Here is a 24,573-nt window from a genome sequence, read left to right as displayed (position 1 = left end):
AGCACGAGGCAGAACTGCAACATCACCGCAGCCGTGCTTGGTACATCACGAGCATGATTGAAGTACCCTACGAAACCATTCTCCAAAAAATACAGGAGCAGCAAGGCATATCGCGAGAAGAGCTTGAGGAACGCATTAAAGAAAAGCTCGACCAACTCAGCGGCCTCATCTCCAAAGAAGGCGCAGCGCACATCATAGCCAACGAACTCGGCGTCAAAGTCATTGAAGTACCCCCGCGGGGAAAACTCTCCATCAAAGACCTCCTCCCAGGCATGCGCGCCGTAGAACTTCTCGGAAAGGTTTCACGCGTGTTCGAACAACGAACCTTCAACAAAGACGGGAAAGAAGGGAAAGTAGCGAACTTCATTCTCAACGACGGAACAGGAACGACCCGGGTCGTCCTCTGGAACAAGCAAGCAGACCACCTCAACCAGCTCCACGAAGGAACCGTCGTGCTCATCAAAGGCGCCACCGTACGAGACAATAACGGCAGGGCAGAAGTCCACCTTAGCGACTCAAGCACGCTAACCATCAACCCACTCAACGTCAACCCCGACGACATCATCCAAAAGCCAAAGCGCAAACACCTCGGCGAACTCACGCCCGGAGAAGAGCAAGTCGAAGTACTCGGCACCATCGTCCAAGTATTCAGCCCCCGATTCTTCGACAAGTGCCCTCAATGCGGCAAGCGTGTCAGAGCAGACGCCAAAGGCGCCGTGTGCGACGTGCACGGACCCATCACGCCCAACACGAGCTACGTCCTCAACCTCTACCTCGATGACGGAACCGCGAATATGCAAGTCGTTCTCTGGCAAAACCAAGTCCAAAAACTCCTCGGCAAAACCCACGAAGAAATCCTTGCCTACAAAGAAGCCCCCCACGAGTTCGAAGCTGTCAAGACCGACCTTCTCGGCACCATCATCAAACTTGTTGGAAAAGCGCAACACAACACCATGTTTGACCGAACAGAGTTCGTCGCGAACCTCGTCTTCCCCAACGTGTCTCCCAAAGAAGAACTCGCCCTCATCGAAGCAGAACAAGAAAGGAGCGCAAGCAACGAGGCAGGCCCTCAAGAAAAACCGAGCGGACTCGACCAGGAAGCAGCCAATGAAGCCGAAGTAGAGAACCCGGAAAACATCGAGGCAGAGCAAATAAACACCGCCAAGGACACATCCGCCGACGCTCCTTCCCCAACGACACAACAAGAAGAGGACGAAGAAGCCTTTGAAGAAGACCTTCTCAGCCTGGAAGACTTAGAAGATCTCGACTAAAAACGCGAAGGGCGCTTCTGCTGTGGCGCTTGCTGAAGACGCCAAAAAAATCAGCACGACACGCAAGACATCTCAACGCGCAGTTCTTCGAACGACGCTACGTTTCGTAAAAGCCGTGCCTGGTCAACTCCCGTCTCAGCTCGTCCTCTCGTATGTACGGCGACTGCTCCTCAACTAAAGGGCCGTCAGGATGCGGGCCGTCAGGATGCCTCGTGTCCTGATAATGATGAGTAACATTCGCAACGTTCTCAAATAATTCGTTAACTAAGGAGGACAATCCGTGAGCAGCCCGGCGAGGAACAGTCCTGGCCACCTCACAAACACCCATTTCGTTTTCTTGAAGAACACGCAAGTAGTTGGATGAAGCGCCGCTTTGCTGAATAACATACGACCAACTACGGACCCTGCCACGACCGCTGTCGTCCCCGCTTCCTCGACCATACTCGAAGATAGGCGTCTCCAGGGAAGACTTCAGCGTGACCTGCCTCGAAACGGATCCGCCAGGCCCGACAAGAACCTTCGCACTGACGACACGCAATCGCTTCTTCCCAACTGCACCTGTGTTTTCTTCCATACAACAACCTCTTGTGGCTCGGCACGAGGGAAACCGGCGAGTTTATAACACTTTCCCCCTCGCATGGGAGAAATACGCTCTTGTCAACCCTGACCAACAACGCTCCCTCACTTGAAAGAACTCAAAAAAGAACACCCAGAAACACAAAAAGATAAAAAAATAAAGAGATAAAAAAGGAAAAACGCCTGAACAGTCAGACCATGCTTGGAAAAACCCATCTCGCCATCGCCCTCTTCTTCGGCCTCCTCGTTGAGCACATGACAGGAATCCGCATAGGCATTCTTGGCACGATCGCCCTCTTTCTCGGCGCCCTCCTGCCAGACCTTGACGAACACAAGAGCGCCCTCGGCAGGAAAGCAAAAATTATTGCGTGGCTCTTCCCCCACCGCGGCGTCTTCCACTCCGTCCTCTTCGCCGTGTTCTTCACCATCCTCCTCTACGGCATCGCACCACGGCAAGGAGCCGCCCTTTTCTTCCTCCTCGGCTATCTCTCCCACATTTTCTCCGAAGCCATAACCCCCCGCGGCGTGAGACCCTTCTTTCCCAGCACGCTCCGGCTCAAGGGGCCGGTCCGAGTCGGGAAAACCACAGAACACGTGCTTTTCTGGACGCTGGTGCTCGTTGATGCATACCTCCTCATCGCCGTATAACATCCGCACAACGCAAAACGGAAGCAAAAGACCCGCCCCTGCAGTCCTGCAAAAAAAGAGCAGTTTTGAGCTGTTTAAAGAAGCATTTAAAAAGAAAGAAGGGTTTATTCAAAAAAAGCAGGGTGAAACCCCGCAACCCAAGAGAAAAAGGAGGAACAAACCCCAATGGCAATCGTCAACTTAACCGCGGAAAATTACGAACAAGAAGTCAAAAACAGCGACAAGCCCGTCATCATCGACTTCTGGGCGCCCTGGTGCGGCCCCTGCAAAATGATGGCTCCAGTCTTTGAGAAACTCAGCGAAGAATACGCAGGCAAAATGAAGTTTGCCAAGTGCAATGTAGATGAAGAACAAAGCCTCCCGCAAACCTTCGGCGTCCAAGGCATACCCACCCTCTTCATCATTAAGAACGGCGAACCAGTCGCAAAAAGCGTGGGAATGCGCCCCGAAGCAGAACTCAAACAATTCATCGAGGCCAACCTATAAACTACCCTATAAACCAACCTATACAAACACCCCCTCAAACACACACCATAAAAGACGACGCCCTGACATCGTTGAGGAGCAAAACCTGCTCCAAGACACGGCGCCCCTACTTGACATGCATCCTGACCAGGACCTCAAACATTTCCTCGACAAAAAGAACATCTATGCAGTAATAGGAGCGACGCCGAACAAAGAAAAATACGGCTACAAGGTTTTCCACACCCTCAAACAAGCAGGCTACCTCGCCATCCCCGTCAATCCCAACGCACCAGACGTTGACGGCATCCCCGCATACAAAACACTGAAAGACTACCCGGGAACGATCGACGTCGTCGTCTTTGTTGTCCCCCCGCCCATCGCGCTCGACGTACTGCACCAAGCTGCAAAACAAGGCATACGCAAGGCGTGGTTCCAACCCGGAAGCGAAAGCGCCGAAGCCCTCTCGTTCTGCAAAAAACAAGGCATAGACGCCATTCACGGCATGTGCATCATGGTCGAATCAACAACAGCATAACGCCCCGCACAGGAACAACCCCTCACCCGCCATAGCCAATACCATCATCATCAGTATCCGGCTCCATATCGTCAATACCCAAATCAAGATTTCCTTGTCCAATCATACACCAAATAAAACACTGCTCGTGCGTATCAATGCAACGCTTCCCACAAGAAGCGTACCCCGGATTGTTCCAATCGCCACAGCCACGAATACACTGCTTAAATGCGTCATCACACCCGCAATCTTCATCGTCATCCCCCCCGGCAGCAAAACCAACTGCGGGCAACCCCGCCCTTCCAGCGCCAAAACTCAGGACGCCAAGAAAAACCAAGGCGACAACGGCAACCAACGAAATAAAAAACACCGATCTTTCTTCAACAGCCATACGCGCACCACCTCCTTCTTAACCAATCAAACACGCTTCGAACACAAACATGCCAGTTTTCCTCCTTCAATCCTGAAGCCGATCAAGCCGTTCTCTTGTCTCATGCAAACGAGGATCTAACCGCAAAGCAACCTCGTACACTTGCCTTGCTTCGTCAAGCCTCCCCAACGCCTCAAGCACTTGCCCTTTCGAGTCCCAAATAAACCCTTCCCTTCCTTCGCTCAAATCCAACGCCTTATTGCACGCGGCAAGGGCGCCCTTGAGCTGTCCATCCTCGAGCAAGAACAAACATTCATTGTTAAAGCTCCTTGCCTTGTCTTCCGTGAAGCTGTATGTTCGCTCGCACTGCAGACTCAACCACCCCGTCTTAATCAAGCCACACGCGGGAGCGTAAAAATAATACGCATCAAAACAATCCTGGCGATGCACAACGCCCTTGCACGCTTCTTCGCGCAAAACAAACGTCCCCCGCAACTTAAGCGACTCGAAATAATTCCCAAAGCAATGCAAACGCGCCGTTTGAAACGCGTCAGGAAACGTGTCACACATGGCGAGCTTGCGATCCGCGTCAGGTATGCGCTCAGCATGCCGCAAAAGACACTCCTCACTCACGCTACCACCGCACGCACTCGCCGGGAACTCCTTCCAAGGCTGCTTCTCAAACGCTTCATACAAGAGAAGGTCGCAAAACCCGAAAGGAAGCGTTAACGGCGCAGAATCATAACCGTACGCAGAGCATAAACGCTCACCATCTTCTCTCTTGAGCGGGGCGACAAACACGCTGGAAACGCCATTCCAAGAAAGCACGAAGGGTTCTTGCTTTGTTACGTTCGCCAAGAGCGATTCATTAACGGACACGTTGAGCGAAGACGCATTCACCGAACCCAAGGGGAACCCGAGCCGCGCCTCCCGCGAATCAACCAACACCCACGTTTCACAACGCTCAACATCCAAGAAACCAAGCCTTGACGGGCACACCGTCAACACTTGCCGAACCACGACCTTCGCCACACCACCCTCCTCCACGCTTCTTGAACACGCAGAGAGCAGTGCAAGCACGAGAACACTTCCGAACACCAGCCACCACGATCCCTTCAACCATGATCCCATACCACCACCATAACACAAACGTTGTTTTATAAGCCTTCCTTTTTTTGCTTGCGAACGTGCCAGGCACTCATCCGCCCGTTACACTATGCCACTTTTTTTTCCGCGTTATCGATTATTCTTCTGCGCAACGTACCCTTTCAAGAGCAAAACGCCCATCTGGGAAAGCCGAACCATCAGTTGCTGATGCTCTTCTTTCACCTCAACGAGGCGGTGCTGCCGCAAGCCGAGATACTTATAATTCCCGTTCAAATGATAGGAAACCAAGGCGGCAGACATGCCTAACGCCTTGCTGAGCTGCTGCAAAGACGTCCACCGGTTTGCATCGAGCGCCTGCAAAATCCTGAGCTTTCGTTCACTCAGCTCCCGGTAGTAAGAAAGTCGCAAGATCGGCAAGACCATGACCGAGTCGCCTTCAACTCCGAACGCGCGAAGCCCATTAGCGTACGACGCACTCAACGCTGCGCACGTGCTCATCCTATCGCCCGTCGCAACGTTTACAATCACCTCTTCTGCCAAGTACTTCTCGCACAGCGCGCCAAAAACGCGAAACATTTCCTCCATGACACTACCCCTTATTTCAATAATCTCCGTCGGGACAGTAAACTGCTCAAGTTGCTTCTTGAGCTTTTTTGCCCGGCCGTACCGCGCCGGCGGCGCTATCAGCACAGCCTTTGTTGTAGGAAACTCTTTCATCCCCACAAACAACGCCCGAGGATTATCCCCCACCGGAGCGACCAAAACATAGCCCATCAACCATCACCTCCTCCTTCCACCAGCTTTTTTATGCAAAAACTTTTCTCGCAAGAGGGGCAGAGCACTCAAGAGCGCCAACAAGCAAAACGCGGTTACGACGCCCGGCGAGAGCAAGCCAGCGAGCGAATCCAACGAGCCAAACTGGCGGCCTGCATAAGCGTACACGAGCGAACCCGGCAAAATACCAAGCGATGTCGTCCACAAAAACGTGCGAAAGGGCACCTTCGTCATGGCAGCGAGCAAATTAATAAGCCAAAAAGGAATGACAGGAATGAGCCTGAGCGTGAGCAAATACCGATGACCGTGCACGCGCAACTCTTCATTGAACGCGCGAAGCCGCTCTCCATAACGCTCCTGCACCCAGGAGCCGAGCAGGTAGCGAGCAACTAAGAAGACAATCCCCGCCCCTGCCGTAGCGGCAACATTGACGTACACGGCGCCAAGAATTGTCCCGAAAAGGAATCCGGCAAGAAGCGTCAAAACCGCAGCGGCCGGGATGGAAAGCGCAACAACTGCGATGTAGACAACGACGAAAATCACAACAGAGGACACGTAATGATCGTCAACCTGAGCGAGAAGAGCGCCTCGCTGATCCTTCAGTTCTGAGAGCGAAAGCAACTGCGCAGCAGGGCTTGTCCTGGCCCAGAAAAGGAGGCCTATGATGAGCACGAGCAGGGCAAGGCGCACCGCGAAACGCGCCGACCAGCGCGTCTTAGCAGCCGCGCTGCCTCCTTTCCCCCCTCCTTCAACTGTTTTTACCGCGACGTCTTCCCTTCGCTTTTTTGTTCGCTTCTTCTGACTCATCAAAAAAACACCACTGCACTATCACGTGCCAACACCCCCTTTATTTAAAAATTTCCTTTCAATCATCAAAACAAAATTTTGAAAGTCGTTTTTTTACTCCCGCACCCACAAACCAAAAAATAACGCGGCCCGAAAAAGAACCCGAGACAGGGCACACCCACGAGGAACGACGCGCCATCCCCTCAAGAAAAAGACTGCCCGCAACCGCACGTCGACTGCGCGTTTGGATTGGTAATCTTAAACCCTGCACCCTGAAGCGCATCAACATAATCCACCTTCGCCCCGCGAAGCAGCTTTGCACTCTCAGCATCAATGAAGAAACGAACGCCGCCCACATCAAAAACCACATCGCCCTCTTGCTCGTGATCCTCAATATCAAAATGATAGGACATCCCCGCACACCCTCCAGGCTGCACTGCAATACGCAGGCCCCCTCCTTTCTTCCCCTGCGCCTCAAGGATATCCTTGAGCTTCCTCGCAGCAACTTCAGTGATGACAATCTTCTCAGGATCCCCTGCCTCCTCAGGAATAGCGTTATTGAGCTCTTCCACAAGCTCATCAACCTCATCAGGCGTCAAGCCATGACCAAGCAACCCCTGCTCGATTGTTTCAAACTGAGCAACACCACAACCAACACAGTGAATGCCCTCACGCATCAACACTTCTGCAGCAGAAGGGTAACGCTGCACAACCTCCCCGATAGTCATCTCCTTCCTAATACGCTTCTGCTTACTCATTTCCTGCTCATGCCCTTCGCCTTCAGCGTTCTTTTCCACACGATCCATGCTCTTCACCTACTACTTTTCAATGCGTAACGCACCACGCCGTAATCGGGAATGAGGGCTGTGTTGCTGTGCGTACGAACCAGCAACCGCAACCCTGCCATCTTAACAATTGTTATGAGGAACTACGCACACCTTAAAAAGCTTTTGTGCACGAAGCAACAAAACCCCCTAAACCTACCATGCTCGATTACTCCCACGTGAAAACAATAACCTTGCACGGCTGAGCCCCGCACCTTGACGTAATCGTTCTTCTCACCAAGTGCTTCATATTGCCCTCAACATCGAGAAGCGGGCGCCTCAACTCCCGCGGCGCGCCACCGCCAGGGCCTCCCTCACAACACGTCACAAACAAATCACGATCATCACTCCCCGTACCGTAAAACACATCCGTTCCAAGAAGCTTGCCTTCGCAGAGCGCCTCTACTTTCTCATCATAGAAATGGCACGTGTCCCCGGTTGCGGGATCAACATACCCCTCACACGACGTGTCACAGCGCCCCTCCCAATTCGTGCAATCAGCCGTGCACGACCCATTCAACAACGTAAAGTTCTGATAGGTTGTCGAACCCGTCACGATACTTACCGGTGCAGTGTCAGGCATGAACCCGAACTTGCGTGCACTCGCGACGTAGTTCCCGGACGAAAGTGACATGGAATAAAACCCGCTAACATCACTCTCAGTATTCCTATCGGGAACGCCTTGCTTTTGTGCAGTAACCAGTGCTTGCTCAATCCCGACACCAAACTGATTCAAAACATACCCTTCCAACGTTCCAAAGCAACCGCCAACGCCTTCATCAACCTCTCCATCGCAATCATTGTCAATGCCATCACACCCGAACGCAGACTCGCTCTGCACGTCTTGGTACGGCGCGGCGTCATTACAATCACAGTACGGGTTCGTACTCAAGCTCGAACGGAACGGGTTTGTATCATCACAATCATTCCCGCCACATGAGGCGCCAGAGTGATTATCCTCGTCCATGTCAAAGTCACACGCCGTGTAGAACACCTCCACGCCACTCACGAGCCCGCGATCGCCATTCACGACAAACTGCAAGGAGAGCGTGCCGTCAGTCACATTCGTTTCAAACGTTTCCACTTTGTACTCTCCCGCCCCGCTCTGCACATCAAATAACTTCAAGAAGCCTTCAGCATACACATCAAACAAACCAGAATCAAGAGACGCGTCGCCAGTATACACGTTCACAGTATAGCCTGTCTTCTCAGGAACGTCAGCATCCCAAACACCATTCACATCATGGTGGTCGCCAAGCAAAGACCCCCACACGGGCAAGGAAGCGTCACTGCTCGTGACTCCGTCGCCCACGCTGTCTTGCCACCCGTACCACCAACCCGGCACCGCTCCGTAATCACTCACGTTGAACGGCTCCCACGTCGGCGCCGTATCGAACACATTCGTCTCGAAATCAACACGGAAAACAAGGGGCAACGGACACGCCTCATCATCATTCCCGTTGCAGTTGCTATCAACACCATCCTCGCAAATCTCCAAACCTCCCGGGTGAACGCTCACATCAGCATCGTTACAATCATCGCCGCTCGGGCATCCTAAAGGATCATACCCTTGGTACCCGTCACCATCGTTGTCAAAACAACCGGTCAGGAGTGTGCTGTTCTGAAGCGGCCCCGTCGCGTCGTAACTCCTGCTGGTGTTCACGAAGCACTGCGTCCTCGCATACGAACCACTCGGCAACGAGGACGAGCAATTGAACTGCGCGACGGTGGGGGTCGCGGCAAGCCACTGCATGAACGGGCAGAGCACGTCCCCTTTTGAGAGGTTAAACTCGCCATCCTCATTCTCGTCAAGCACGACGTGAACGCTGTTGAACTCTCCGGGGCTGTTCACGGTACAATTCACGACAAAGGGCGTTCCCGCCTCTGAGGAATTAGGCGCCGAGAAACGTACAATGCTCACCGCACAATCGTTGTCCCCGTGAACCCCCGCGCTATCCCACCCATCGCCCGTGTCACGATCAAGCGTATCCCAATCATTCTCATTATCACAATCATTATCACGCCCATCACCGCAAAGCCCCGCCTCGCTAACGCCGAACGGGTCGTCCTCATGCCATGACGCATTCTGCTCATCCCCACAGCACCGCCGCTCAGGAGGAGACCGCGAAGCATCCCACTGAAAACCCAAATCTTCGCATGTCACCTGATTATTATCTCCCTCACAATCGCACCCATCATCATCGCAGTCAATAAGCCCATCACAGTCGTTATCGAACCCGTCACTACACTGAGCATCGCCACCAAGAACGCCAGCCTCAGCTGTCAAGGGCAAAGACGCATTCGGCGTCCACACCGGCGAGCCCGACGCGTTCACGTGACAAAGATACGCCACGTTCTCTGAAGGCGGGCTGCACCAGTTATACCCACAAAAGCCCCGCCCCAACGCAGGACCTGCAGAAGAATCATTAGCGCGGACAAGGTCACAAACCTCGTCAAGAGGGAACCAGTCGCTTCCTGAATCCTGGCACCCTGCAGAGCTATCCGCCTCAAGGCCGCTACACCAGTAATCATCACACGAGAAATACAGCCTGCTCGAGCCGGAACTGCTCTCCACCCTGCACGACGAGCACGAAGAATAATTATACGAATTGCAATCCGTCACGCCCGAACAATCACCCCCCTCCTCCGACGCGTCGCACTCGTGAAAGAACTCGGCAGGAGAGACCTCATCATCCTCAGCGTGGGAACTGCCAAGGCCACAATGCCCCCCACCAACAACATCCAAGAGCTCCTGATCCGCATTTTCGCCAACGCACGCGTAATAACCGTAACCCGCCCCGATTCCCGGCGCAGTGAACGAACACGCCACACTCGCAAGGCCGTTCGCGTCCAGGCGATCGCAGCTCGGATCAATAGCACTCCCCGCCACGCACCCGGTCGGATCGCTCAGGTCACATCCTTGATAATCGCACACGCTCACCCGGTACGAGCCCGTCTGGAACACGCCATCGAACGCCTCAACCGTCGCAGTCACCGTCGTTGCAGGGTTGGCAGGGCTCGGCGCAAGCGTCAAATTAATCACGCACGCGCTGTCCGCCTCGTCAACGAAGCCATCACAGTCGTTATCCGCCCCGTCACTGCAAACCTCGACGTTCCCCGGATAGTTGTTCGGGTCCGAATCGTTGCAATCCACGGGGCAAGCAGAACTGCTTGAAGAGGAAAAGTACAAATCACCATCGTTGTCCGGACCGGCACAATCACTATCACGACAATCAGCCAACCCGTCGCAGTCGTTGTCAACGCCGTCATCGCAAATCTCGGCGGGCGCTGCAGGGCAGGACGTGGTGCACATGCTCGTGTCGGTGCAGGTGTTGTAGTCCGTGCACGTGATGGTCGAGCTGACGCTGGCGTCGTTGTCGTCGCAGTCAATAGGGCCGCACGACCCTCCCGTGGCGTTCACGCCGTCACCATCATTGTCTTCGCAAGAACACGCGTCCCCCGCTGATTCTTCCCACGTCCAGTCAGACAACTCATCACTCTCAGACTCGCCAGCCTGCGATTCACACCCCGGAATATGGCTTCCACAACTGTCAGCACCGAAAGCCGTACCACACGATGCTCTGCACGTTTCCCCGACGCGATCTGTCCCGATCACGTTACCTAACGAGTCGCGCACTTCATAGAACTGCTGCTCGTAAGGCGCGCACCCAACGCTGCCCACTCCCGCGCTGCCACCGCACGAGCCAAATGTCACAGGCACAATACTCGTCTTCGTACGAATAACGGTGTTGTACGTTTCACCGCCACGCGGCGCGAACTCAACCAAGCTGCTCCCCGAAGACTGCTCCGCCCGGGCGAGGTTCGAGACATTGCCAGGGGCAGACCATGAATCCCGCCCGGACACGCTATTCTCCACCGACGTTCCACCAAACCCGGCGCAGTCATTGTCGTTACAATCAATGTTGCCATCGCAGTCGTTGTCATTTCCGTCAAAACACAATGACTCAACACCCTCGAAGGGATTATCCTCGCCCGCATCGTTCCCACAACAATTTAACGAGCCCCCATTGTTCGTCCACTGAAAACCCTGATACTCGCAGAGCGGTCTGCATGATTCAGGATCAAAACCGTTGTCCACAACGCCATCACAATCGTTGTCAAGACCATCACACACTTCAGCCGAGCACGACCCGCAACCCGGATCGCCAACTTCCTCCTCCCATTCCCACGTTGCATCGACACGCGTTCTTGCTTGCCCATCAGAACTTGAAGTGCACATCTGCCCATCCTCGCACCCCGCTTCGGAAGCAAAGCCCTCACACCGACAAAGCGATCTATCTGAAGCAACATCCGCCCCGTCCTCAACCAAGAAGAGGTTTTGCCTACCACTCAAGCCGTACTGAGCAAGGGGAGGCCCCGGGTCGCACTTCACTTGCTGGCAGGAACGATCAAGTTCAGACGCGTACGTTTTCGTAGCATCAACACTCGCGTAAAAAATTTCATGCGCGACTCCCCTCTCCGTGTACTTCACTCGCACCCATCCCGTATTCCCTGCAGGCGGCGTCCACGTCTCACCTGTTGACGACTTAGGCACTACCTGGTAGTCGCAGTCACTATCTGCACAGTCAAGACTCCCGTCGCAGTCGTTGTCAATGCCGTCACCACAATTCGTCTCGGTCGCGTCCGGCGGTGCCCACGTCGTGTTGAGCACGCACTGCGTCCCGGAACCATCGCTGAGACAGTCAAGAACACATCCCGGACCGCCACAACTATCCCCTGCGTTGAACCCCTCATCCACCTCGTTATCACAGTCATTATCTGCGTAGTCGCAAATCTCGCTAGCAGGAGAGCAGGAAGGACACGACCTCGTCTCCAAATGATGCCAATCCACCGTCGCGTCGCCTTGGTCGTGCCACTCATCTTTTGGGTTTCGCACACTTGAGCCTGTCGGGCACCCCGTCTGCGTTTCAATGGTCGCAACCTCGCTGCCGCCTTCATCAACAATATGCGTCTTGCAAAATGAATTTGTTCCTACGTCAGTCCATTCACCCAGAACTCTTTTCTCGCATGTTTCATCTTTTCTCTCCCACGTCGCGTCGTAGCGCACACCCTCCGACGCCAGGAAATACGCCTGCTTCGCCCCGATATCGTACGCATCGCACGGCGTATTATCAACGCGACCCGTATTGCCATCACTGTACGGAACCATTCCTCCCGGCGCGACCCACGACGACCCCGTATCCGTGAACTCAACATCGGCACTCGCGCCGAAGCAAGCAGTATCATCGCAATCAACATATCCGTTACAATCATTATCGTTCCCATCAAAACAATACGACACGTCAGCCCCTTCCGGCTCGGAAAACGGCCCCGCCTCGCCAGGATCATCCCCGCAACAAACGCCCGCGCTGTTCACATCCCACGAGCTACACGCTGGCTCACACGAGTGAAACACGCCCCCTGTGCAGGAAGGAGACGTAGGATCGGTCGCTCCAGAACAGCCACTGCAGTACTTTTCTAAACACGTCTCACCAGGAGCACATGAACTCGCCTCGCAAGGACCCGGGCTTGTGCCACTCGTACAAACATCAAACGCATCACAAACAGGCTCGCACGAAGTAGGCCTGGCGAGTGCCAAAAAAGCGAACAAACCCCCTCCAAGGACTAGCACGAGAGCAAAGAACACCACCAAGAGCGGCACCCTCTGAAGCGAACGAAAACTCACCCCTACCATTACAAGACGAGACCAACAAAAAGGGTTTATAAATGTTTCTCCCGCGGCGCCTGGGAAACCTTTATTAAACACCACGGCCAGCAAGGACCAGAACGACACAACCTGCTTGCTACCATGGTACTCCTCCAATCGCAACAAAAACTTGCCATCGGCGAGAAGGCACCGGACTTCTCCCTCAAAGGCGTCGACGGAAAAACCTACACGCTCAGCGAGCTCGAAGGCAACGCGTTCCTCATCATCTTCATCTGCAACCACTGCCCCTACGTCCTCCCCAAAATCGAAACCCTCAAAACCCTCCAAGATACGTACAAGGATAAAGGCGTCCTCCTCATCGGCATCAACAGCAACGACCCAGGCATCGTCCCAGACGACAGCTTCGATAACATGCAGCGGTTTGCCCGCGCACACGCTCTGAACTTCCCCTACCTCTTTGACGAAACCCAAGACGTTGCGCGAGCGTACGGCGCCGTCTGCACCCCGGACCCCTTCCTGCTTGATCGAGCAAAAAAACTGGCGTGGCACGGCAGAATCGATGACGCACTCAGCCCCGGCCAGGTCCCCAGACAGCACGACATGGACGAAGCAATCCAAGAACTCCTCGCAAAAGGCAAGGTAACCAAACCCTTCCTTCCCAGCCAAGGCTGCAGCATCAAGTGGAAACGCCACCACACCTCTTGAAAACCACCCCTCTTCTACTGACTGATCAACCCGTCCACACCCCACTCCAGAAAAGCGTCAGTTTAAGGCCGAACAAGTACAACGAGGAGAAAAATATAAATAGGAAAAGCACGAAGAAACGCTAGTACCTACCTCAAAGGCGCCAAGACACAACAGCAACCAAACCCGAGCGGCAACCCCTGGCAACAAATGGAGCGACACTACATCAGACCCTACGACGCAGCAAAAGACGGCCCAAAAGAAAGCAACCCTTCCCTCCTCTTCTACCAGGATCAATGCTACATCTTCTGCGATCGAAGCGAGGCGACCAACGTTATTATTTACGGGGGAGCTGAAGACATACACGCAGTTGCGCTCCAGGGCGGCGCCGCTGCAGGAGCCGGCGCGTCCCTCAATCCCAACGCCGTCTGCATCCCTGTTGGCCTTGAACAACTCCTCGCCCTCCGAGCACTCGAAAAAAACGGTGACAAGATGCCCCCCAGCGTTCGCCAAGGAATTGAAAAGCTACTCCTTGAGCAAGCAATGCGGGAGCAACGCACCGGCACAGAGGGCTGACACGCGGCAGACACGCTCACTGAAGGGCCAAAAATAACCTCTCCCTTTTGGGTTTCCTTCGCGCTCAAGCACACCTTCTCCAAACAAGGTCTCCACGGAGTGTAGAAGGCACTGCGGAGAAACAGCAAAGGCCGCACTGGACACACTGGGCACGCTCCCGTGGCGTATAAATAGCCTCCCGACCACTCCTTCTTTCGATAGCCGCGAGCGGCGCTGAACGCACCACTGTTTCGCGACGCCGTGGCGAACACCCCCGAAAAAGAATTTCCAAAAAGGCAGCATCGCGGATGCACACCACCATCCGCACCTGCCAACACACTCCTTCACCCACGAAGACGACGCGAAAGGCGCGCCTAACCCGCACGTCGTGATGGAGAGGCAAGCCGAACACCCAACGCGCTCGCCGATCGTGGGCTGAAAGAAGAACCGAAAGGAAGAAGGAGGGAGAACAACATGAATGAAACCAAACACCACCAAAAAAACCAGCCCGTCAAGAAATTTCGATCGGGCGCATTAACAGCCACTGTGTGGCGCAACGAAACCAACGATACAAACGGGAACGTGACAGAGTACTCAACCGTGACCTTCGAACGTAGCTACAAAGACAAGAACGACATGTGGAAAACCACAAACTCTCTGCGCGTCAACGACCTGCCCCGAGCAGCGCTCGTCCTCCAAAAAGCATATGAGTACCTCGCCCTCCAAAAAGAGGAAGGCGTGGCATAATCTGCCAGGCGTAGCAGCCACGCTTGCAGCCACGCAGGCATTCTCTTTTGTTTTATTTTTTTTAAACCAATATTTTTAAACAAAGAACAACTCCCGAGGTGAAACCTGTGCCAACAAAACAAGAAGCAATAGTCATGGAAACAAAAAAAGAACTCCTTATCGAAGACCTCCCCGGTGTCGGAGCGGCGACAGCTGAAAAACTCGTCAGCGCAGGGTTCTCAGATGTCATGTCCATCGCCGTCGCGACGCCCGGAGAACTCGTCAGCGCAGCAGGCGTAACTGAAGCAGCAGCTCGCAAAATGATTAACTCAGCACGAGACTCCCTTGATATGGGGTTTCAGTCAGGCATCGACCTGCTCAGAAAACGCGAATCCGTCCTGAAAATCAGCGTCGGCTCTAAAGCATTCGACGACATGCTCGCCGGCGGCTTTGAAACAGGAGCCATTACGGAGTGCTTCGGCGCCTACGGCTCAAGCAAAACACAAATCGGACACGTGCTCGCAGTCCTCGTCCAAAAACAAGCACCCGGAAGCGTAGCGGTCTACATAGACACGGAAAACACGTTCAGGCCGGAACGCGCGGTGCAAATCGCCCAAGGCCACGGCCTCGATCCTGACGACGTTCTTCAACACATCAAAGTAGCAAGGGCATTCAATTCAGACCATCAAATGCTTCTCGCAGAAAAAATAGAAGACGTCATCGCGCAAGGAAACAACGTCCGCGTCGTCATTGTCGACTCCCTCACGGCACATTTCAGAGCCGAATTCGTGGGAAGAGGAACATTGGCTGAACGCCAACAAAAACTCAACAAGCACATGCACACGCTCAGCAAAATCGCAGACAAACACAACTTATGCGTCTACGTCACGAATCAAGTCATGCACAAACCAGACCAGTTCTTCGGCGACCCGACAGAAGCCATCGGTGGCAACATCGTCGCCCACAACAGCACGTTCCGCATCTACTTGCGAAGAGGCAAGAAAGGCACGCGCGTGGCCAAACTCATTGACGCACCCAACCTTGCAGACACCGAATGCGTCTTCAAAATAACAGATAAAGGCATAGAAGACGTTTAAAACTCGTACAAGGCCCTCGCTTGTTTGCAAGGGAGCGACTTAGCAAGAAAAGCCGCAAATATTTTTTTTCCATGTTTTTTTCAACAAGTTTTAAATAGTCTGCTTTCTTGCGGCTTGCAAAGCGTAAAATCCTCTTTTTCTCACAAAGAAGAGGAAGACGCACTACAAAGAAGATAGGAGAATAGAAAGCTATGATGCGAAACCAACGATTCGATAGACCAGCAGCTCCCGTCAGGGAGGGCGACGAGTTAGATGTAACGATAGAAGCAGTCGGCGAGAAAGGCGACGGCATAGCCAAAAAGGAAGGCTTTGTCCTCATCGTGCCGGGGGCCAAACAAGGCGACTCGGTCAAAGTCAAAGTCACGCGCGTTCTCAAGAGCTTAGCCTTCACAGAAGTACTCGGGCCTGCTGAACAACGCGAAACCAAGCAGGAACAGCAACAACCCGCACAAGAAGAGCCGGAAGAAGACTTCGACCCGCAGGAACACTTAGATAGTGAAAACTTCGGGGAAGAAGACGCTGAAGACGAAAAACCTGCCACCAACGAAGACGTTGAAGACGCAGACGAACCCGAGCAGTCTGAACAAGAAAAACAAGACGAGGCAGAAGACGAAGAAGTGCCCGCACCCGAAGACGCGGAAGAAAAAAAGGAGTGAAGCAACACTCCACACTCTCTTCGAACTCCTCTGAGAGAAAGGAAGGCCACTCCCCTACTAGCTGGCAACATCAACCAGTCCAACCTTACCACACAGGAAGGGCGGCCACAACGAGTCCTCACGTGAGGGCCTTGGCAAGCAAGCCAACAAACAACTGCTCAGCCACCCGGAAGAAACCGTTCCATGCGCCTCTTCGTAGCCATCACCCTACCAAAAACTGTTCAACAACTCCTACACAATGAACAAGCAAAGCTGGCCTCGGTAGAAGGGGCTGTTCTCCGCTACCCTCAAGTCAAAAAAGCACATCTCACGCTCGCCTTCCTCGGCGAGAAGAACAAGGACGAGCTACCAACGCTCATTTCTTCCCTGCAACGAATACATCAAGAACCCTTTACCCTCACCACGTCTCATCGAGGATTTTTCAAGCGAGGAGGCAAGCCGGCCGTTTTCTGGCTGGGCATCGTTCCGTCCGCCCAGCTCTCCAAGCTTCAAAATGAGGTGGCACAAGCAGTGAACCTCAAAGAAGACAGGCCCTTCCACCCCCACCTTACCTTAGCTCGCGCCGTTGTTATCAAGCGCCACAAGGGCCTTCACGAATGGCATGGAGGACGCGTCAAGCCGCTCACCTTCGACGTAGATGCGTTCCACCTCTTCCAAAGCACGCTCACGCCACGAGGTCCGGAATACCTCCCCCTCGCGACGTTCCCCCTCACCAAAACCCGAGCACGAAAACACACAACGCAAGAGAACGGCGAGGACGAGCAGCTGCAACAACAACGCTTATAAATACCTCTCGTTTCCATTCACGCCAGAACCTCGCTTGGACTCCGAAGAAGGCTGGAGGACCAAGCCGTTCACGCATAAGCGTGCGCGGCGCCGGAGGTAATAATAACGGCGGAAGACCTTCTTCCCAAAGAAGCTTCCGAACACGCCACGTTTGAAAACCACTTTGAAAAACGTGAAAAACGAAGAAAAACAGGAGGCAACAAGACAATGACCGACCAAGAACTCCTCATCCCCAACGAAGAATACCTCAAGAGCGGCATACAAATAGGCACGAAGTTCAAAACAAAACACATGAACAACTTCATCTATAAAACCCGTCCTGACGGCCTCTCAGTCCTCAACATCACCGAAATTGACAAGCGCATCCGCCTCGCAGCAAACCTCCTCTCCCACTACGCACCCGAAGACATCATGGTCGTTTGCAGAAGAGAAAACGGCTGGAAGCCAGTCAAGCGGTTCGGCGAACTCACCGGCTGCCACTACTTTGCAGGCCGCTACCCCCCCGGCCTCCTCACGAACCCCAACCTCAAAATATTCCGTGAAGTCAAAATCATTCTCGTCGCGGACACGTGGCCGGACAGAAACGCCGTCAAGGACGCCCTTAAGACCGGCGTCCCTGTTATTGCCCTGTGCGACACGAATAATCAAGTCAACAACGTCGACCTCGTCGTTCCCTGCAATAACAAAGGCAAAAAAAGTCTGGGCCTCGTCTTTTGGCTGCTGTGCAAGCTGTACATGGAACAGCGAGGGCTCATCCAAAAAGGCGCGTTCAACTACCCTGTTGAGGAGTTCACTGAGGAATAGAAGCAAAAATCAAGCCCCGCTCACACTTTGAGAACAACCAAGTTGGTATTGCCCAACGGTTTCTTCTCAACAACGCCCCGCTCGCTTAAGCGAGCAAGAATTCTCGAAACCTTCACCTTTGAAAGACCTGACAAAGCCACAACATAATTCTGCTCAAGACGGTTATTATGCTCAAGGAGAATCTTCACAATCACTCGCTCTTCCGGAGGCAAGAGCTTAACAAGACGAAACACCTGCGCCTTGTTAATCTTCCATTGAAATAACAGCATGACTGACGCCCCGACCAGCAAGGACAAAAACGCAAGCCCGTATACAACGAGAGGCAACGCTTCCCCAGACGATTGGACGTAAAACCCGTTCACTATAGCGAAGGATATGCCAAGTAAGAACACCAACGTCATCCCGACAATCAACCGCTTGGGCTCAATCTCCATCCTTAAACAACCCTTACTTGCCGCCTTCGCCGTCTTCAATCAGCTTGCGCAACTCCTTATACTCTTTTTTTGAAATCTCGCCAGCAGCCAATCGCCTATCCAACACCGCTCTAGCACTCTCCTCTCGACCGCCACCTCCTTTCAACAGCCACCAGAGGATGGCAAGGAACGCAAGTAAGATCCCTAGCTGAAACACAATGCCGAACGGGAAAAATGGACGATACATCATCATTTGCATACACAATCACCTTTCCATCAATGATAAGCGATCTTATAAACGCTTTAAGCCACGTTTGAACAACCAATTCATATCAACAACTACGAAAAGCAAGCCGCTTTTTTAAAATCTTTCCTGAAAACCACCGCTAATAATAAAAAAAACAAAAAGAAAAGTATCGTTCAGCGCTTAGTGCCAAGGACACCCCGCACCCATTCCGAAGCCTCTTCCGAGCCCTTTGCCAACGCCGAAACCGCCTCGCCTCCCGAAACCGCCGAGAACACCATGGCTTTCCATCAGACCCTCCATTGCCTCATGATGTTCTTTCCACTCAGCAAAGTCTTCCTCCGAGGAAACCCAAGGCAAGACTGTCCTCCCGCTAGACGCCCTTAACTCGACAAGGTCATCATAAGACGCGAGCGCATCCATCTGGCTCTGCCAAGCCTCTCGCTCCTTCAAGCGCTCCTGAAAGAGAGCAAAATCCTCAGCGTCTTCAATTCTTGGCATGAGCGGAACCCCTGCTTCACTTCGCAGGGCTTCCAACTCATCAAAGGTTCCAGACGATAACACATTGTGCAGGCGCTCTTGCCACTCAGGCACATCACTTCTGGCACCCGCGCCCCACTCGTTGCTGTCAGCGCCACCACGAGCGAACCCCCAAGGATGCGCTAGTGCAACGCCACCCAATACAACCAAACCCACCAAGGCCAAGGCAAAGAACGTAGCGCCTCCCTTACCCGCCTTAGCGTTTCTAGCGGTTCTGCCATTGTTCACATAACTGTTCATACTATTCACCTCCGAAACAAACACGCTTCGTACCCTTTATGAAAGATGAAACGAGATAACTCTTTTTCTGAAACCACCGTGCCACAACATGAAACAACGAAGAAGGCAGCAAAACCCGGCAAGCCCCAGCTCCCCGAAACGAGAACCGTTCCTTCAATCCTGCTTTTCACTCCACATGATTGGCATTCGAAACACTTTGCGCCAGACGGCAACAGCCCACCACAACCCAAACAAAAACCAATACAACAAAAGAAACAATGCATAATCAAAGCCTATTCGTCTTCGATCCCTCGAGAGCAACCTTGCAAACAAGAAAATACAAAACGAACCGGCCAAAGTAAACAAGGAAAGAATCATAGTCGGCTTCGTATTCACAAAAAACCACTCAAAATTAAAACGAATCAACCTCAACACGTCAAAATGAACCGCGATCGCATTCAAGAGCTGCGTGTAGCTGTTCTTCACAAAACGAAAGCCTGTATACGCGATAGCTAAGATAATTAAGCCAATAAAAAGAAACGATTGAGGAAGGACAAAAAAACCCAAGTTTCCGAACTTCTTCGGATTTAATAAGTCAAAATAATCTAGGACGTTACTCAAATAACCATAAAACCACCGCAATCGCTGCCTGAAAAGCGGTGCGAACTTGGCAGGGCCGTGCGTGAACACGTACGCATCGACCGCGTTCTCAATAAAAAAATTATTTTTTTGAATGCGCAAAGCAATCTCAATGTCCTCGGTGAGATGCGCCTTCTTGAACGGACCGAACTTCTCAAAAAAGTCCCTTCGATAAATCGTGAAAGGCCCGGGCGTTACATGCTGACTGCCAAGCTTGGTGAATATTTCACGAAGCAAAATGCCAACAATAAACTCAACACTTTGAACCTTTCGCAAAATAGAATTCGGCGACTCAATCTTCATGGCCGGCGTGACTGCCATAACATAATCAGCATAAAACCTGCGCAAAATTCTTCTCAACGCCTTAGGATCAACTACAGAATCCGCGTCCAACCCGCCAAAGAACTCTGCAGAAGTCATTCTCAAAGCAACGTTGAGAGCAGTGTGCTTCCCCCCGTTCTCTTTGTGCACCACCCGAACGCCTCTTTTTTCAAATTGTTTCAACACCTTCAACGTCCCATCGGTGCTCCCGTCATCAACCGCGATGATCTCCAACTTGTCCTTCGGGTAATCTAAAGCAAGCAAGGACTCAAGCGTTCTGCCCACCCGCTTCTCCTCATTAAAGCAAGGAACAGCAATACAAACTCTCGGAAGCTTCTTCCACACTTTTTCTCTGCGAACCGCTTCGTCCTCCAAACTCGTCAGAAAAACAAAAATCAACGTGTACAACCCAAAAAAAGACGAAGTGTACGAGAGCGCATCGCCAAAATTCATTTTTGAATAACTCGCCAAATCTCAACACGCAGGTCCGGATTTACGTTAATAAACCTTTCGCTATGCTCAAGGAAGAAGAGCAAACCCTCCTCGTCTCGCTCCCAAACAGCGCCATCTCTCATTTCCGGCGTCACTATAATGAACCTGATGTCGTAACGATTGAGCAAAGATAGCGTCGTGTTCAAATCCCGCCCCAGCCATATCGCCCGCAAGGCACGAACCCTCTCTTGCAAATCATCGTCCAACGGCAGAGTATGAAGCAAAAACACCTTCTTCCCAGTAGAGAATGCAACGAAAGGGGCGTCAGCAGGGTGGGCAAGAATCCCGTCACTCCACCCGGAACTAAGAAAAGAAACCCCCTCGAGCAGTTCTTTATCAGGCTTAGCTAAAATAAAACCCTTCAAAGCAGAAGCAAAAACCAAGAGCAGCGAACAACCAATAATAAAAAGCGAAACTCGCTGCACCTCTTGCAATTCCCACTTCCGCCTTCCCATCCATGACAATGCAAGAGCGGCGTAACACGTCAAAACAACCCAAGCAAAAATTCTCGCGCCTTCAAAGATCACGACCGAACCGAACAAAACAACCACGCCAACCTGAAGAACAACCCATCGCCAAGACTTTCGCCAAGAACGAACAAAGCCAATCAAACCCAACACGACCAAGATAAACGAAACACCCTCTTGAACCCCGAACTCGACAAATGGAAAAAAAGCACCAGCACCGTATTTCAGCGAAAGAAGATGCGCACGCCATGAAGGAGGCACGAAGACGAGGCGCAACGCAAAACTTACAACGCAGCTTACAAGGAAGAAAACCACCAAGCCGCGCTCATTACCGTCCCGCCTCCCAAACAAGCGCGGGAGCTGTGCACGCAAAGAACCAATCATACAACCCAATCCCACGAGAAGCAACCCGCTCCACATATCAAACAAGAACGCCGAACTCCACAACAACAACCCCGCACGAGGAAAACGAGGAAGGAGTACCAAGCCAAAGAGGAAGACCACAACCACCGCGCTCCACGGGTTGATCGTGCTAAAAAGAAAAAGGAAGGTCGGCGAACACACCGCGAGCAAGCCAACCAACCAACCACTTCTGCCCAACACTCGCTCACCAACAATCCCCGCGCTCCACCCCGCAACGAATGCCAATAACAGCTGAAAGCCAACGAGCCACACGACCGAAGGAAAACACGCAAGCAGAACATCAATCATGGACGGCTGAACGCCCCAAAAACCGTTTAACATCGGTATTGCACTGCGCACCTCTGAACTAGCAAGAAGGTGAGCGTACGATTCTTGATAAGGAATCACTGGCGCCCCGATTAACACTCTCGCACCAAAAACTAACGCAACGACCGCCACGCCAGCAAGCCCCCAAACAAAGCGAGGAACGTTCATGACGCCACCACCCTACATCGTACGTGGTATACCTTAACCCCGTTATCAAAGACGAGGGGAAGACAGTGATCATCTGCGTAACGCAAGCCTTCAATACCGAACCTGCGCTTTGCAACATCAGAAACCACAACGTACGTAGCACCAAGCTTTTCCAACGAATCCAACGCTTCAACGAGCGAAACGGCAGAAAACACATCTTCAACTTCTCCAAGCCGTTTTTCAGGATTTTTCACGAGCATGAAGGATTGGTCAACAGCAACACCCCTGCGGGCGAGATACTTAATCAAAAAACCCTCCTCGGGCAGAGCAAGTATCACCGCGTCCTGCGGCGCTGAAGCACCAATCCACTCGACAGCTTCTAGTAAAGCACGTGAAGGAACATCCTTTGCAGTCGCAGCAGCAACAACGCTCGGAACACCGGAAGAGAGAAGAAACGCAACGAGAATGCCGATTGTCGAGAACGCTTCCCAGCTTCCTACCTGACGAATCTGCACCTTCCTCACATAAACAGAAAACCACTTCATTCCTTGGCTACTCAAGAGAACAACCGTCACACCCAGCAACGCCAAACCCTCCCGTGCACTAACCATTTGCAAAAATAAGGCGACCAGCACAACGAGAAAAATCCCTACCGCAGGAAAGAGTTTTGATTCGCGACGGGTGTGCAGTATGTGGAAAACGGCAAACACGCCATAAAAAAGGGGAATGATACCAACTGCGTGTACGGCGAGAGGAAGGGAGAAGGAAGAGAATTCTTGCCAAAGGAACCTCCCCGGTATGTTTTTCCAAAGCGCAGCAAATCCGTGCAAAAGCAGCGCATTCTTGTACACGAGCAAGTGAAACCACAAGCCACCAAACCCCCAAAGCGTCAAAACCTCCCACTCCCAACGCTCCACTTTTTTGTGCTCGAGCGTTTTCAAGAACAACCCGAGCAAGATCCCGAGCAAGACGAGGAAGCTCAAAGGATGCGTGAGCATAGCAACCAGGCCTACGAGCAAAGAAGGCAACGGTTTGGACTTCGTGTTCGGAAGGAGCGCTAACCAAAGCAAAACAAGTGGCAAGAGTAAACAGAGCGCGGAGAGGGAGTTGGCAACGTCAAAGAAGAGCGAAGGGAGGAATGCTGCGAACACCGCGGCCAAAACGGACGCTCGCAAGTTTCTCGTCAGCGTTCGAGCAGCAAAAAAAGACAAGGGAATGCACAAGGCAACAAACGTGTGGGCAGTGATTTTTGCAGCGATCCCTAAGGGAAGAAACAACCCTCCCAGCGCGATTATAAAAGCAAAAAGCGGAGACCCCACAACACTCCTTCCTCCCCACCCGAGCTCGTCGTACAAAGGAGGAAGACCATGATCTCGAATACTCGCCGCCTTCGTTAAGGTCTCGTATGCGTCAAAGGAAAAACCGTCTGCTTGCAGCGCAATCCAGAGCCGAAGAGCCAGCGAAATGCAAAACACAGCCCAGACAAGCCACCATGCTCTCTGCCAAGCGTTAGCCATACGAGAAACAAAGAAAAGACTCTTTAAATCCCTTCCCCTTTGAAGACGTCAACCCTGCTTGCAAACAACCCGCGTGCCTACCACCAAAGCGGCTCCACACGCTGCAGTGCGTAAATAAACGAATGTGGCCACGGGAGCTTACTCGGCGCCCTCATAATTCGGCACGGCAGACTTCGAGATAATCATGATGTCTCCAATTGCCTTAACTAACTGGTGAGGGACAATGACTCCTTTCGCACTACCAAGCACTTTATTCAAGTATGAATTCCGCGTCGCTTTTACACGCCACCCAAACACCTTGGTTTCAGCAAGGATGGACTCCTCAACGTCGCCAAAGTAGTCTCCCGTATCAGTGAACACTTTCATGTCAAAGCACTCTGTAATTCGCTTCATCTTCAACATAGTACCATCACCACCGTTTACAACTCCTCAAGAGCTATATAAATGTTTCTGATTTGGTTCTCCATTGCTCCTTTTGTCAGCCACTCTCCTGCCTTTCATCCCAGCCTTGCGAGTGTACCGAACACGGTCAGA

Annotated in this window: 27 protein-coding genes and 6 pseudogenes; 13 read left to right on the top strand and 20 right to left on the bottom strand. The window is 52.6% G+C overall.

Translation table 11 applies throughout. The features are described from left to right. Positions 1-53 precede the first annotated feature (53 nt). Entirely contained in the window at positions 54-1,271 is a 1,218-nt protein-coding gene (locus D6783_05040) for a DUF2240 family protein (protein RME52449.1), read from the top strand. 97 nt (positions 1,272-1,368) lie between these two features. Here the strand turns inward: D6783_05040 and D6783_05035 are convergent, their stop codons facing one another. After that, positions 1,369-1,845: a hypothetical protein gene (locus tag D6783_05035; protein RME52448.1), complete on the bottom strand. Its 477-nt coding sequence runs from the start codon at positions 1,843-1,845 to the stop codon at positions 1,369-1,371. Between the two features lie 200 nt (positions 1,846-2,045). On the opposite strand from D6783_05035, the gene D6783_05030 reads away from it, so the two are divergent. The 4 genes from D6783_05030 (at position 2,046) to D6783_05015 (ending at position 3,495) form a co-directional block, all read left to right on the top strand. Continuing rightward, positions 2,046-2,495 carry a metal-dependent hydrolase gene (locus tag D6783_05030; GenBank protein RME52447.1) on the top strand — a complete coding sequence of 150 codons (450 nt, stop codon included), beginning with the start codon at positions 2,046-2,048 and terminating at the stop codon, positions 2,493-2,495. Next, positions 2,470-2,679 carry a hypothetical protein gene (locus D6783_05025; GenBank protein ID RME52446.1) on the top strand — a complete coding sequence of 70 codons (210 nt, stop codon included), beginning with the start codon at positions 2,470-2,472 and terminating at the stop codon, positions 2,677-2,679. Before D6783_05030 ends, D6783_05025 begins: the two co-directional genes overlap by 26 nt. Then, positions 2,661-2,981, top strand: a complete 321-nt coding sequence (gene trxA, locus D6783_05020; protein ID RME52445.1) for a thioredoxin — start codon at positions 2,661-2,663, stop codon at positions 2,979-2,981. Before D6783_05025 ends, trxA begins: the two co-directional genes overlap by 19 nt. A gap of 115 nt (positions 2,982-3,096) precedes the next feature. Continuing rightward, positions 3,097-3,495, top strand: a complete 399-nt coding sequence (locus D6783_05015) for a CoA-binding protein (GenBank protein RME52444.1) — start codon at positions 3,097-3,099, stop codon at positions 3,493-3,495. A gap of 22 nt (positions 3,496-3,517) precedes the next feature. Here the strand turns inward: D6783_05015 and D6783_05010 are convergent, their stop codons facing one another. From D6783_05010 to D6783_04955, 12 genes and pseudogenes are all read right to left on the bottom strand, one after another. Next, entirely contained in the window at positions 3,518-3,865 is a 348-nt protein-coding gene (locus tag D6783_05010; protein RME52443.1) for a hypothetical protein, read from the bottom strand. Between the two features lie 66 nt (positions 3,866-3,931). After that, the gene (locus tag D6783_05005; GenBank protein ID RME52442.1) at positions 3,932-4,975 is read right to left on the bottom strand and encodes a tetratricopeptide repeat protein; all 1,044 of its coding nucleotides are present in this window, start codon (positions 4,973-4,975) and stop codon (positions 3,932-3,934) included. A 105-nt stretch (positions 4,976-5,080) separates the two neighbouring features. Beyond that, positions 5,081-5,725 (bottom strand): winged helix-turn-helix transcriptional regulator, encoded by a 645-nt coding sequence (locus D6783_05000; GenBank protein ID RME52441.1) that lies wholly within the window; start codon positions 5,723-5,725, stop codon positions 5,081-5,083. 6 nt (positions 5,726-5,731) lie between these two features. Beyond that, positions 5,732-6,532, bottom strand: a complete 801-nt coding sequence (locus D6783_04995; protein RME52440.1) for a DedA family protein — start codon at positions 6,530-6,532, stop codon at positions 5,732-5,734. 182 nt (positions 6,533-6,714) lie between these two features. Next, entirely contained in the window at positions 6,715-7,317 is a 603-nt protein-coding gene (locus D6783_04990; GenBank protein ID RME52439.1) for an iron-sulfur cluster assembly accessory protein, read from the bottom strand. 187 nt (positions 7,318-7,504) lie between these two features. Continuing rightward, positions 7,505-8,227: a hypothetical protein gene (locus D6783_04985; GenBank protein ID RME52462.1), complete on the bottom strand. Its 723-nt coding sequence runs from the start codon at positions 8,225-8,227 to the stop codon at positions 7,505-7,507. A gap of 564 nt (positions 8,228-8,791) precedes the next feature. Beyond that, positions 8,792-9,088, bottom strand: a pseudogene (locus tag D6783_04980) (hypothetical protein). Between the two features lie 1,308 nt (positions 9,089-10,396). After that, positions 10,397-10,648, bottom strand: a pseudogene (locus D6783_04975) (hypothetical protein). A gap of 42 nt (positions 10,649-10,690) precedes the next feature. Then, positions 10,691-11,296: pseudogene (locus D6783_04970) on the bottom strand (hypothetical protein). Positions 11,297-11,428: 132 nt separating this feature from the next. Then, positions 11,429-11,575 (bottom strand): annotated as a pseudogene (locus tag D6783_04965) (hypothetical protein). Positions 11,576-12,085: 510 nt separating this feature from the next. Further along, positions 12,086-12,505 (bottom strand): annotated as a pseudogene (locus tag D6783_04960) (hypothetical protein). An 81-nt stretch (positions 12,506-12,586) separates the two neighbouring features. Further along, positions 12,587-13,030, bottom strand: a pseudogene (locus D6783_04955) (hypothetical protein). 114 nt (positions 13,031-13,144) lie between these two features. On the opposite strand from D6783_04955, the gene D6783_04950 reads away from it, so the two are divergent. From D6783_04950 to D6783_04920, 7 genes are all read left to right on the top strand, one after another. Continuing rightward, complete coding sequence (locus tag D6783_04950) at positions 13,145-13,708, top strand: thioredoxin family protein (GenBank protein RME52438.1); 564 nt, start codon at positions 13,145-13,147, stop codon at positions 13,706-13,708. A 189-nt stretch (positions 13,709-13,897) separates the two neighbouring features. After that, complete coding sequence (locus D6783_04945; GenBank protein ID RME52437.1) at positions 13,898-14,263, top strand: hypothetical protein; 366 nt, start codon at positions 13,898-13,900, stop codon at positions 14,261-14,263. 453 nt (positions 14,264-14,716) lie between these two features. Then, positions 14,717-14,989 (top strand): hypothetical protein, encoded by a 273-nt coding sequence (locus tag D6783_04940; protein RME52436.1) that lies wholly within the window; start codon positions 14,717-14,719, stop codon positions 14,987-14,989. A gap of 134 nt (positions 14,990-15,123) precedes the next feature. Beyond that, positions 15,124-16,065, top strand: coding sequence for a DNA repair and recombination protein RadA (gene radA, locus D6783_04935; protein RME52461.1), 942 nt, complete (start codon positions 15,124-15,126; stop codon positions 16,063-16,065). Positions 16,066-16,259: 194 nt separating this feature from the next. Next, positions 16,260-16,721: a TRAM domain-containing protein gene (locus D6783_04930; protein RME52460.1), complete on the top strand. Its 462-nt coding sequence runs from the start codon at positions 16,260-16,262 to the stop codon at positions 16,719-16,721. 183 nt (positions 16,722-16,904) lie between these two features. After that, positions 16,905-17,507: an RNA 2',3'-cyclic phosphodiesterase gene (gene thpR, locus D6783_04925; GenBank protein RME52435.1), complete on the top strand. Its 603-nt coding sequence runs from the start codon at positions 16,905-16,907 to the stop codon at positions 17,505-17,507. A gap of 207 nt (positions 17,508-17,714) precedes the next feature. After that, a complete protein-coding gene (locus D6783_04920; protein RME52434.1) occupies positions 17,715-18,311 on the top strand; it encodes a 30S ribosomal protein S2 in 597 nt (198 codons plus the stop codon). 20 nt (positions 18,312-18,331) lie between these two features. On the opposite strand, the gene D6783_04915 is transcribed toward D6783_04920, so the two are convergent. The 6 genes from D6783_04915 to D6783_04890 all read right to left on the bottom strand — a co-directional run bounded on the left by D6783_04915 (position 18,332) and on the right by D6783_04890 (position 23,520). Next, a complete protein-coding gene (locus D6783_04915) occupies positions 18,332-18,745 on the bottom strand; it encodes a hypothetical protein (protein ID RME52433.1) in 414 nt (137 codons plus the stop codon). Positions 18,746-18,758: 13 nt separating this feature from the next. After that, positions 18,759-18,983 carry a hypothetical protein gene (locus D6783_04910; GenBank protein ID RME52432.1) on the bottom strand — a complete coding sequence of 75 codons (225 nt, stop codon included), beginning with the start codon at positions 18,981-18,983 and terminating at the stop codon, positions 18,759-18,761. Positions 18,984-19,151: 168 nt separating this feature from the next. Next, on the bottom strand, positions 19,152-19,748 hold the full coding sequence (locus D6783_04905; GenBank protein ID RME52431.1) for a hypothetical protein: 597 nt from the start codon (positions 19,746-19,748) through the stop codon (positions 19,152-19,154). A 153-nt stretch (positions 19,749-19,901) separates the two neighbouring features. Continuing rightward, positions 19,902-21,140 carry a glycosyltransferase family 2 protein gene (locus D6783_04900; protein RME52430.1) on the bottom strand — a complete coding sequence of 413 codons (1,239 nt, stop codon included), beginning with the start codon at positions 21,138-21,140 and terminating at the stop codon, positions 19,902-19,904. Continuing rightward, complete coding sequence (locus tag D6783_04895) at positions 21,137-22,543, bottom strand: hypothetical protein (protein RME52429.1); 1,407 nt, start codon at positions 22,541-22,543, stop codon at positions 21,137-21,139. The genes D6783_04900 and D6783_04895 overlap by 4 nt, the downstream gene beginning before the upstream one ends. After that, positions 22,540-23,520 (bottom strand): hypothetical protein, encoded by a 981-nt coding sequence (locus D6783_04890; protein ID RME52428.1) that lies wholly within the window; start codon positions 23,518-23,520, stop codon positions 22,540-22,542. The genes D6783_04895 and D6783_04890 overlap by 4 nt, the downstream gene beginning before the upstream one ends. Here D6783_04890 and D6783_04885 point away from each other — a divergent pair. Beyond that, a complete protein-coding gene (locus D6783_04885; GenBank protein RME52427.1) occupies positions 23,513-23,893 on the top strand; it encodes a hypothetical protein in 381 nt (126 codons plus the stop codon). The genes D6783_04890 and D6783_04885 overlap by 8 nt on opposite strands. Before the next feature lie 284 nt (positions 23,894-24,177). Here D6783_04885 and D6783_04880 read toward each other — a convergent pair whose 3' ends face one another. Next, entirely contained in the window at positions 24,178-24,441 is a 264-nt protein-coding gene (locus D6783_04880) for a photosystem reaction center subunit H (protein ID RME52426.1), read from the bottom strand. Positions 24,442-24,573: the final 132 nt, after the last annotated feature.

This window comes from Candidatus Woesearchaeota archaeon (genome assembly GCA_003694805.1).
Classification (GTDB): Archaea; Nanobdellota; Nanobdellia; order Woesearchaeales; family J110; genus J110.
The sequence above is the reverse complement of the archived record's forward strand: the minus strand, read 5'-3'. Positions and strand labels throughout refer to the sequence as shown.

What these genes read in the sequence shown, in the direction of transcription:
- D6783_04890 (RME52428.1), bottom strand. Translation starts at nt 23,520, where the DNA reads ATGCTCACGCATCCTTTGAGCTTCCTCGTCTTGCTCGGGATCTTGCTC.
- thpR (RME52435.1), top strand. Translation starts at nt 16,905, where the DNA reads ATGCGCCTCTTCGTAGCCATCACCCTACCAAAAACTGTTCAACAACTC.
- radA (RME52461.1), top strand. Translation starts at nt 15,124, where the DNA reads ATGGAAACAAAAAAAGAACTCCTTATCGAAGACCTCCCCGGTGTCGGA.
- D6783_04910 (RME52432.1), bottom strand. Translation starts at nt 18,983, where the DNA reads ATGCAAATGATGATGTATCGTCCATTTTTCCCGTTCGGCATTGTGTTT.
- D6783_04905 (RME52431.1), bottom strand. Translation starts at nt 19,748, where the DNA reads ATGAACAGTTATGTGAACAATGGCAGAACCGCTAGAAACGCTAAGGCG.
- D6783_05040 (RME52449.1), top strand. Translation starts at nt 54, where the DNA reads ATGATTGAAGTACCCTACGAAACCATTCTCCAAAAAATACAGGAGCAG.
- D6783_05025 (RME52446.1), top strand. Translation starts at nt 2,470, where the DNA reads ATGCATACCTCCTCATCGCCGTATAACATCCGCACAACGCAAAACGGA.
- D6783_04950 (RME52438.1), top strand. Translation starts at nt 13,145, where the DNA reads ATGGTACTCCTCCAATCGCAACAAAAACTTGCCATCGGCGAGAAGGCA.
- D6783_05005 (RME52442.1), bottom strand. Translation starts at nt 4,975, where the DNA reads ATGGGATCATGGTTGAAGGGATCGTGGTGGCTGGTGTTCGGAAGTGTT.
- D6783_05015 (RME52444.1), top strand. Translation starts at nt 3,097, where the DNA reads ATGCATCCTGACCAGGACCTCAAACATTTCCTCGACAAAAAGAACATC.
- D6783_04915 (RME52433.1), bottom strand. Translation starts at nt 18,745, where the DNA reads ATGGAGATTGAGCCCAAGCGGTTGATTGTCGGGATGACGTTGGTGTTC.
- D6783_04895 (RME52429.1), bottom strand. Translation starts at nt 22,543, where the DNA reads ATGAACGTTCCTCGCTTTGTTTGGGGGCTTGCTGGCGTGGCGGTCGTT.
- D6783_04940 (RME52436.1), top strand. Translation starts at nt 14,717, where the DNA reads ATGAATGAAACCAAACACCACCAAAAAAACCAGCCCGTCAAGAAATTT.
- D6783_04995 (RME52440.1), bottom strand. Translation starts at nt 6,532, where the DNA reads ATGAGTCAGAAGAAGCGAACAAAAAAGCGAAGGGAAGACGTCGCGGTA.
- D6783_05035 (RME52448.1), bottom strand. Translation starts at nt 1,845, where the DNA reads ATGGAAGAAAACACAGGTGCAGTTGGGAAGAAGCGATTGCGTGTCGTC.
- D6783_04990 (RME52439.1), bottom strand. Translation starts at nt 7,317, where the DNA reads ATGGATCGTGTGGAAAAGAACGCTGAAGGCGAAGGGCATGAGCAGGAA.
- D6783_04900 (RME52430.1), bottom strand. Translation starts at nt 21,140, where the DNA reads ATGAATTTTGGCGATGCGCTCTCGTACACTTCGTCTTTTTTTGGGTTG.
- D6783_04920 (RME52434.1), top strand. Translation starts at nt 17,715, where the DNA reads ATGACCGACCAAGAACTCCTCATCCCCAACGAAGAATACCTCAAGAGC.
- trxA (RME52445.1), top strand. Translation starts at nt 2,661, where the DNA reads ATGGCAATCGTCAACTTAACCGCGGAAAATTACGAACAAGAAGTCAAA.
- D6783_05030 (RME52447.1), top strand. Translation starts at nt 2,046, where the DNA reads ATGCTTGGAAAAACCCATCTCGCCATCGCCCTCTTCTTCGGCCTCCTC.
- D6783_04930 (RME52460.1), top strand. Translation starts at nt 16,260, where the DNA reads ATGCGAAACCAACGATTCGATAGACCAGCAGCTCCCGTCAGGGAGGGC.
- D6783_05000 (RME52441.1), bottom strand. Translation starts at nt 5,725, where the DNA reads ATGGGCTATGTTTTGGTCGCTCCGGTGGGGGATAATCCTCGGGCGTTG.
- D6783_04945 (RME52437.1), top strand. Translation starts at nt 13,898, where the DNA reads ATGGAGCGACACTACATCAGACCCTACGACGCAGCAAAAGACGGCCCA.
- D6783_04880 (RME52426.1), bottom strand. Translation starts at nt 24,441, where the DNA reads ATGTTGAAGATGAAGCGAATTACAGAGTGCTTTGACATGAAAGTGTTC.
- D6783_05010 (RME52443.1), bottom strand. Translation starts at nt 3,865, where the DNA reads ATGGCTGTTGAAGAAAGATCGGTGTTTTTTATTTCGTTGGTTGCCGTT.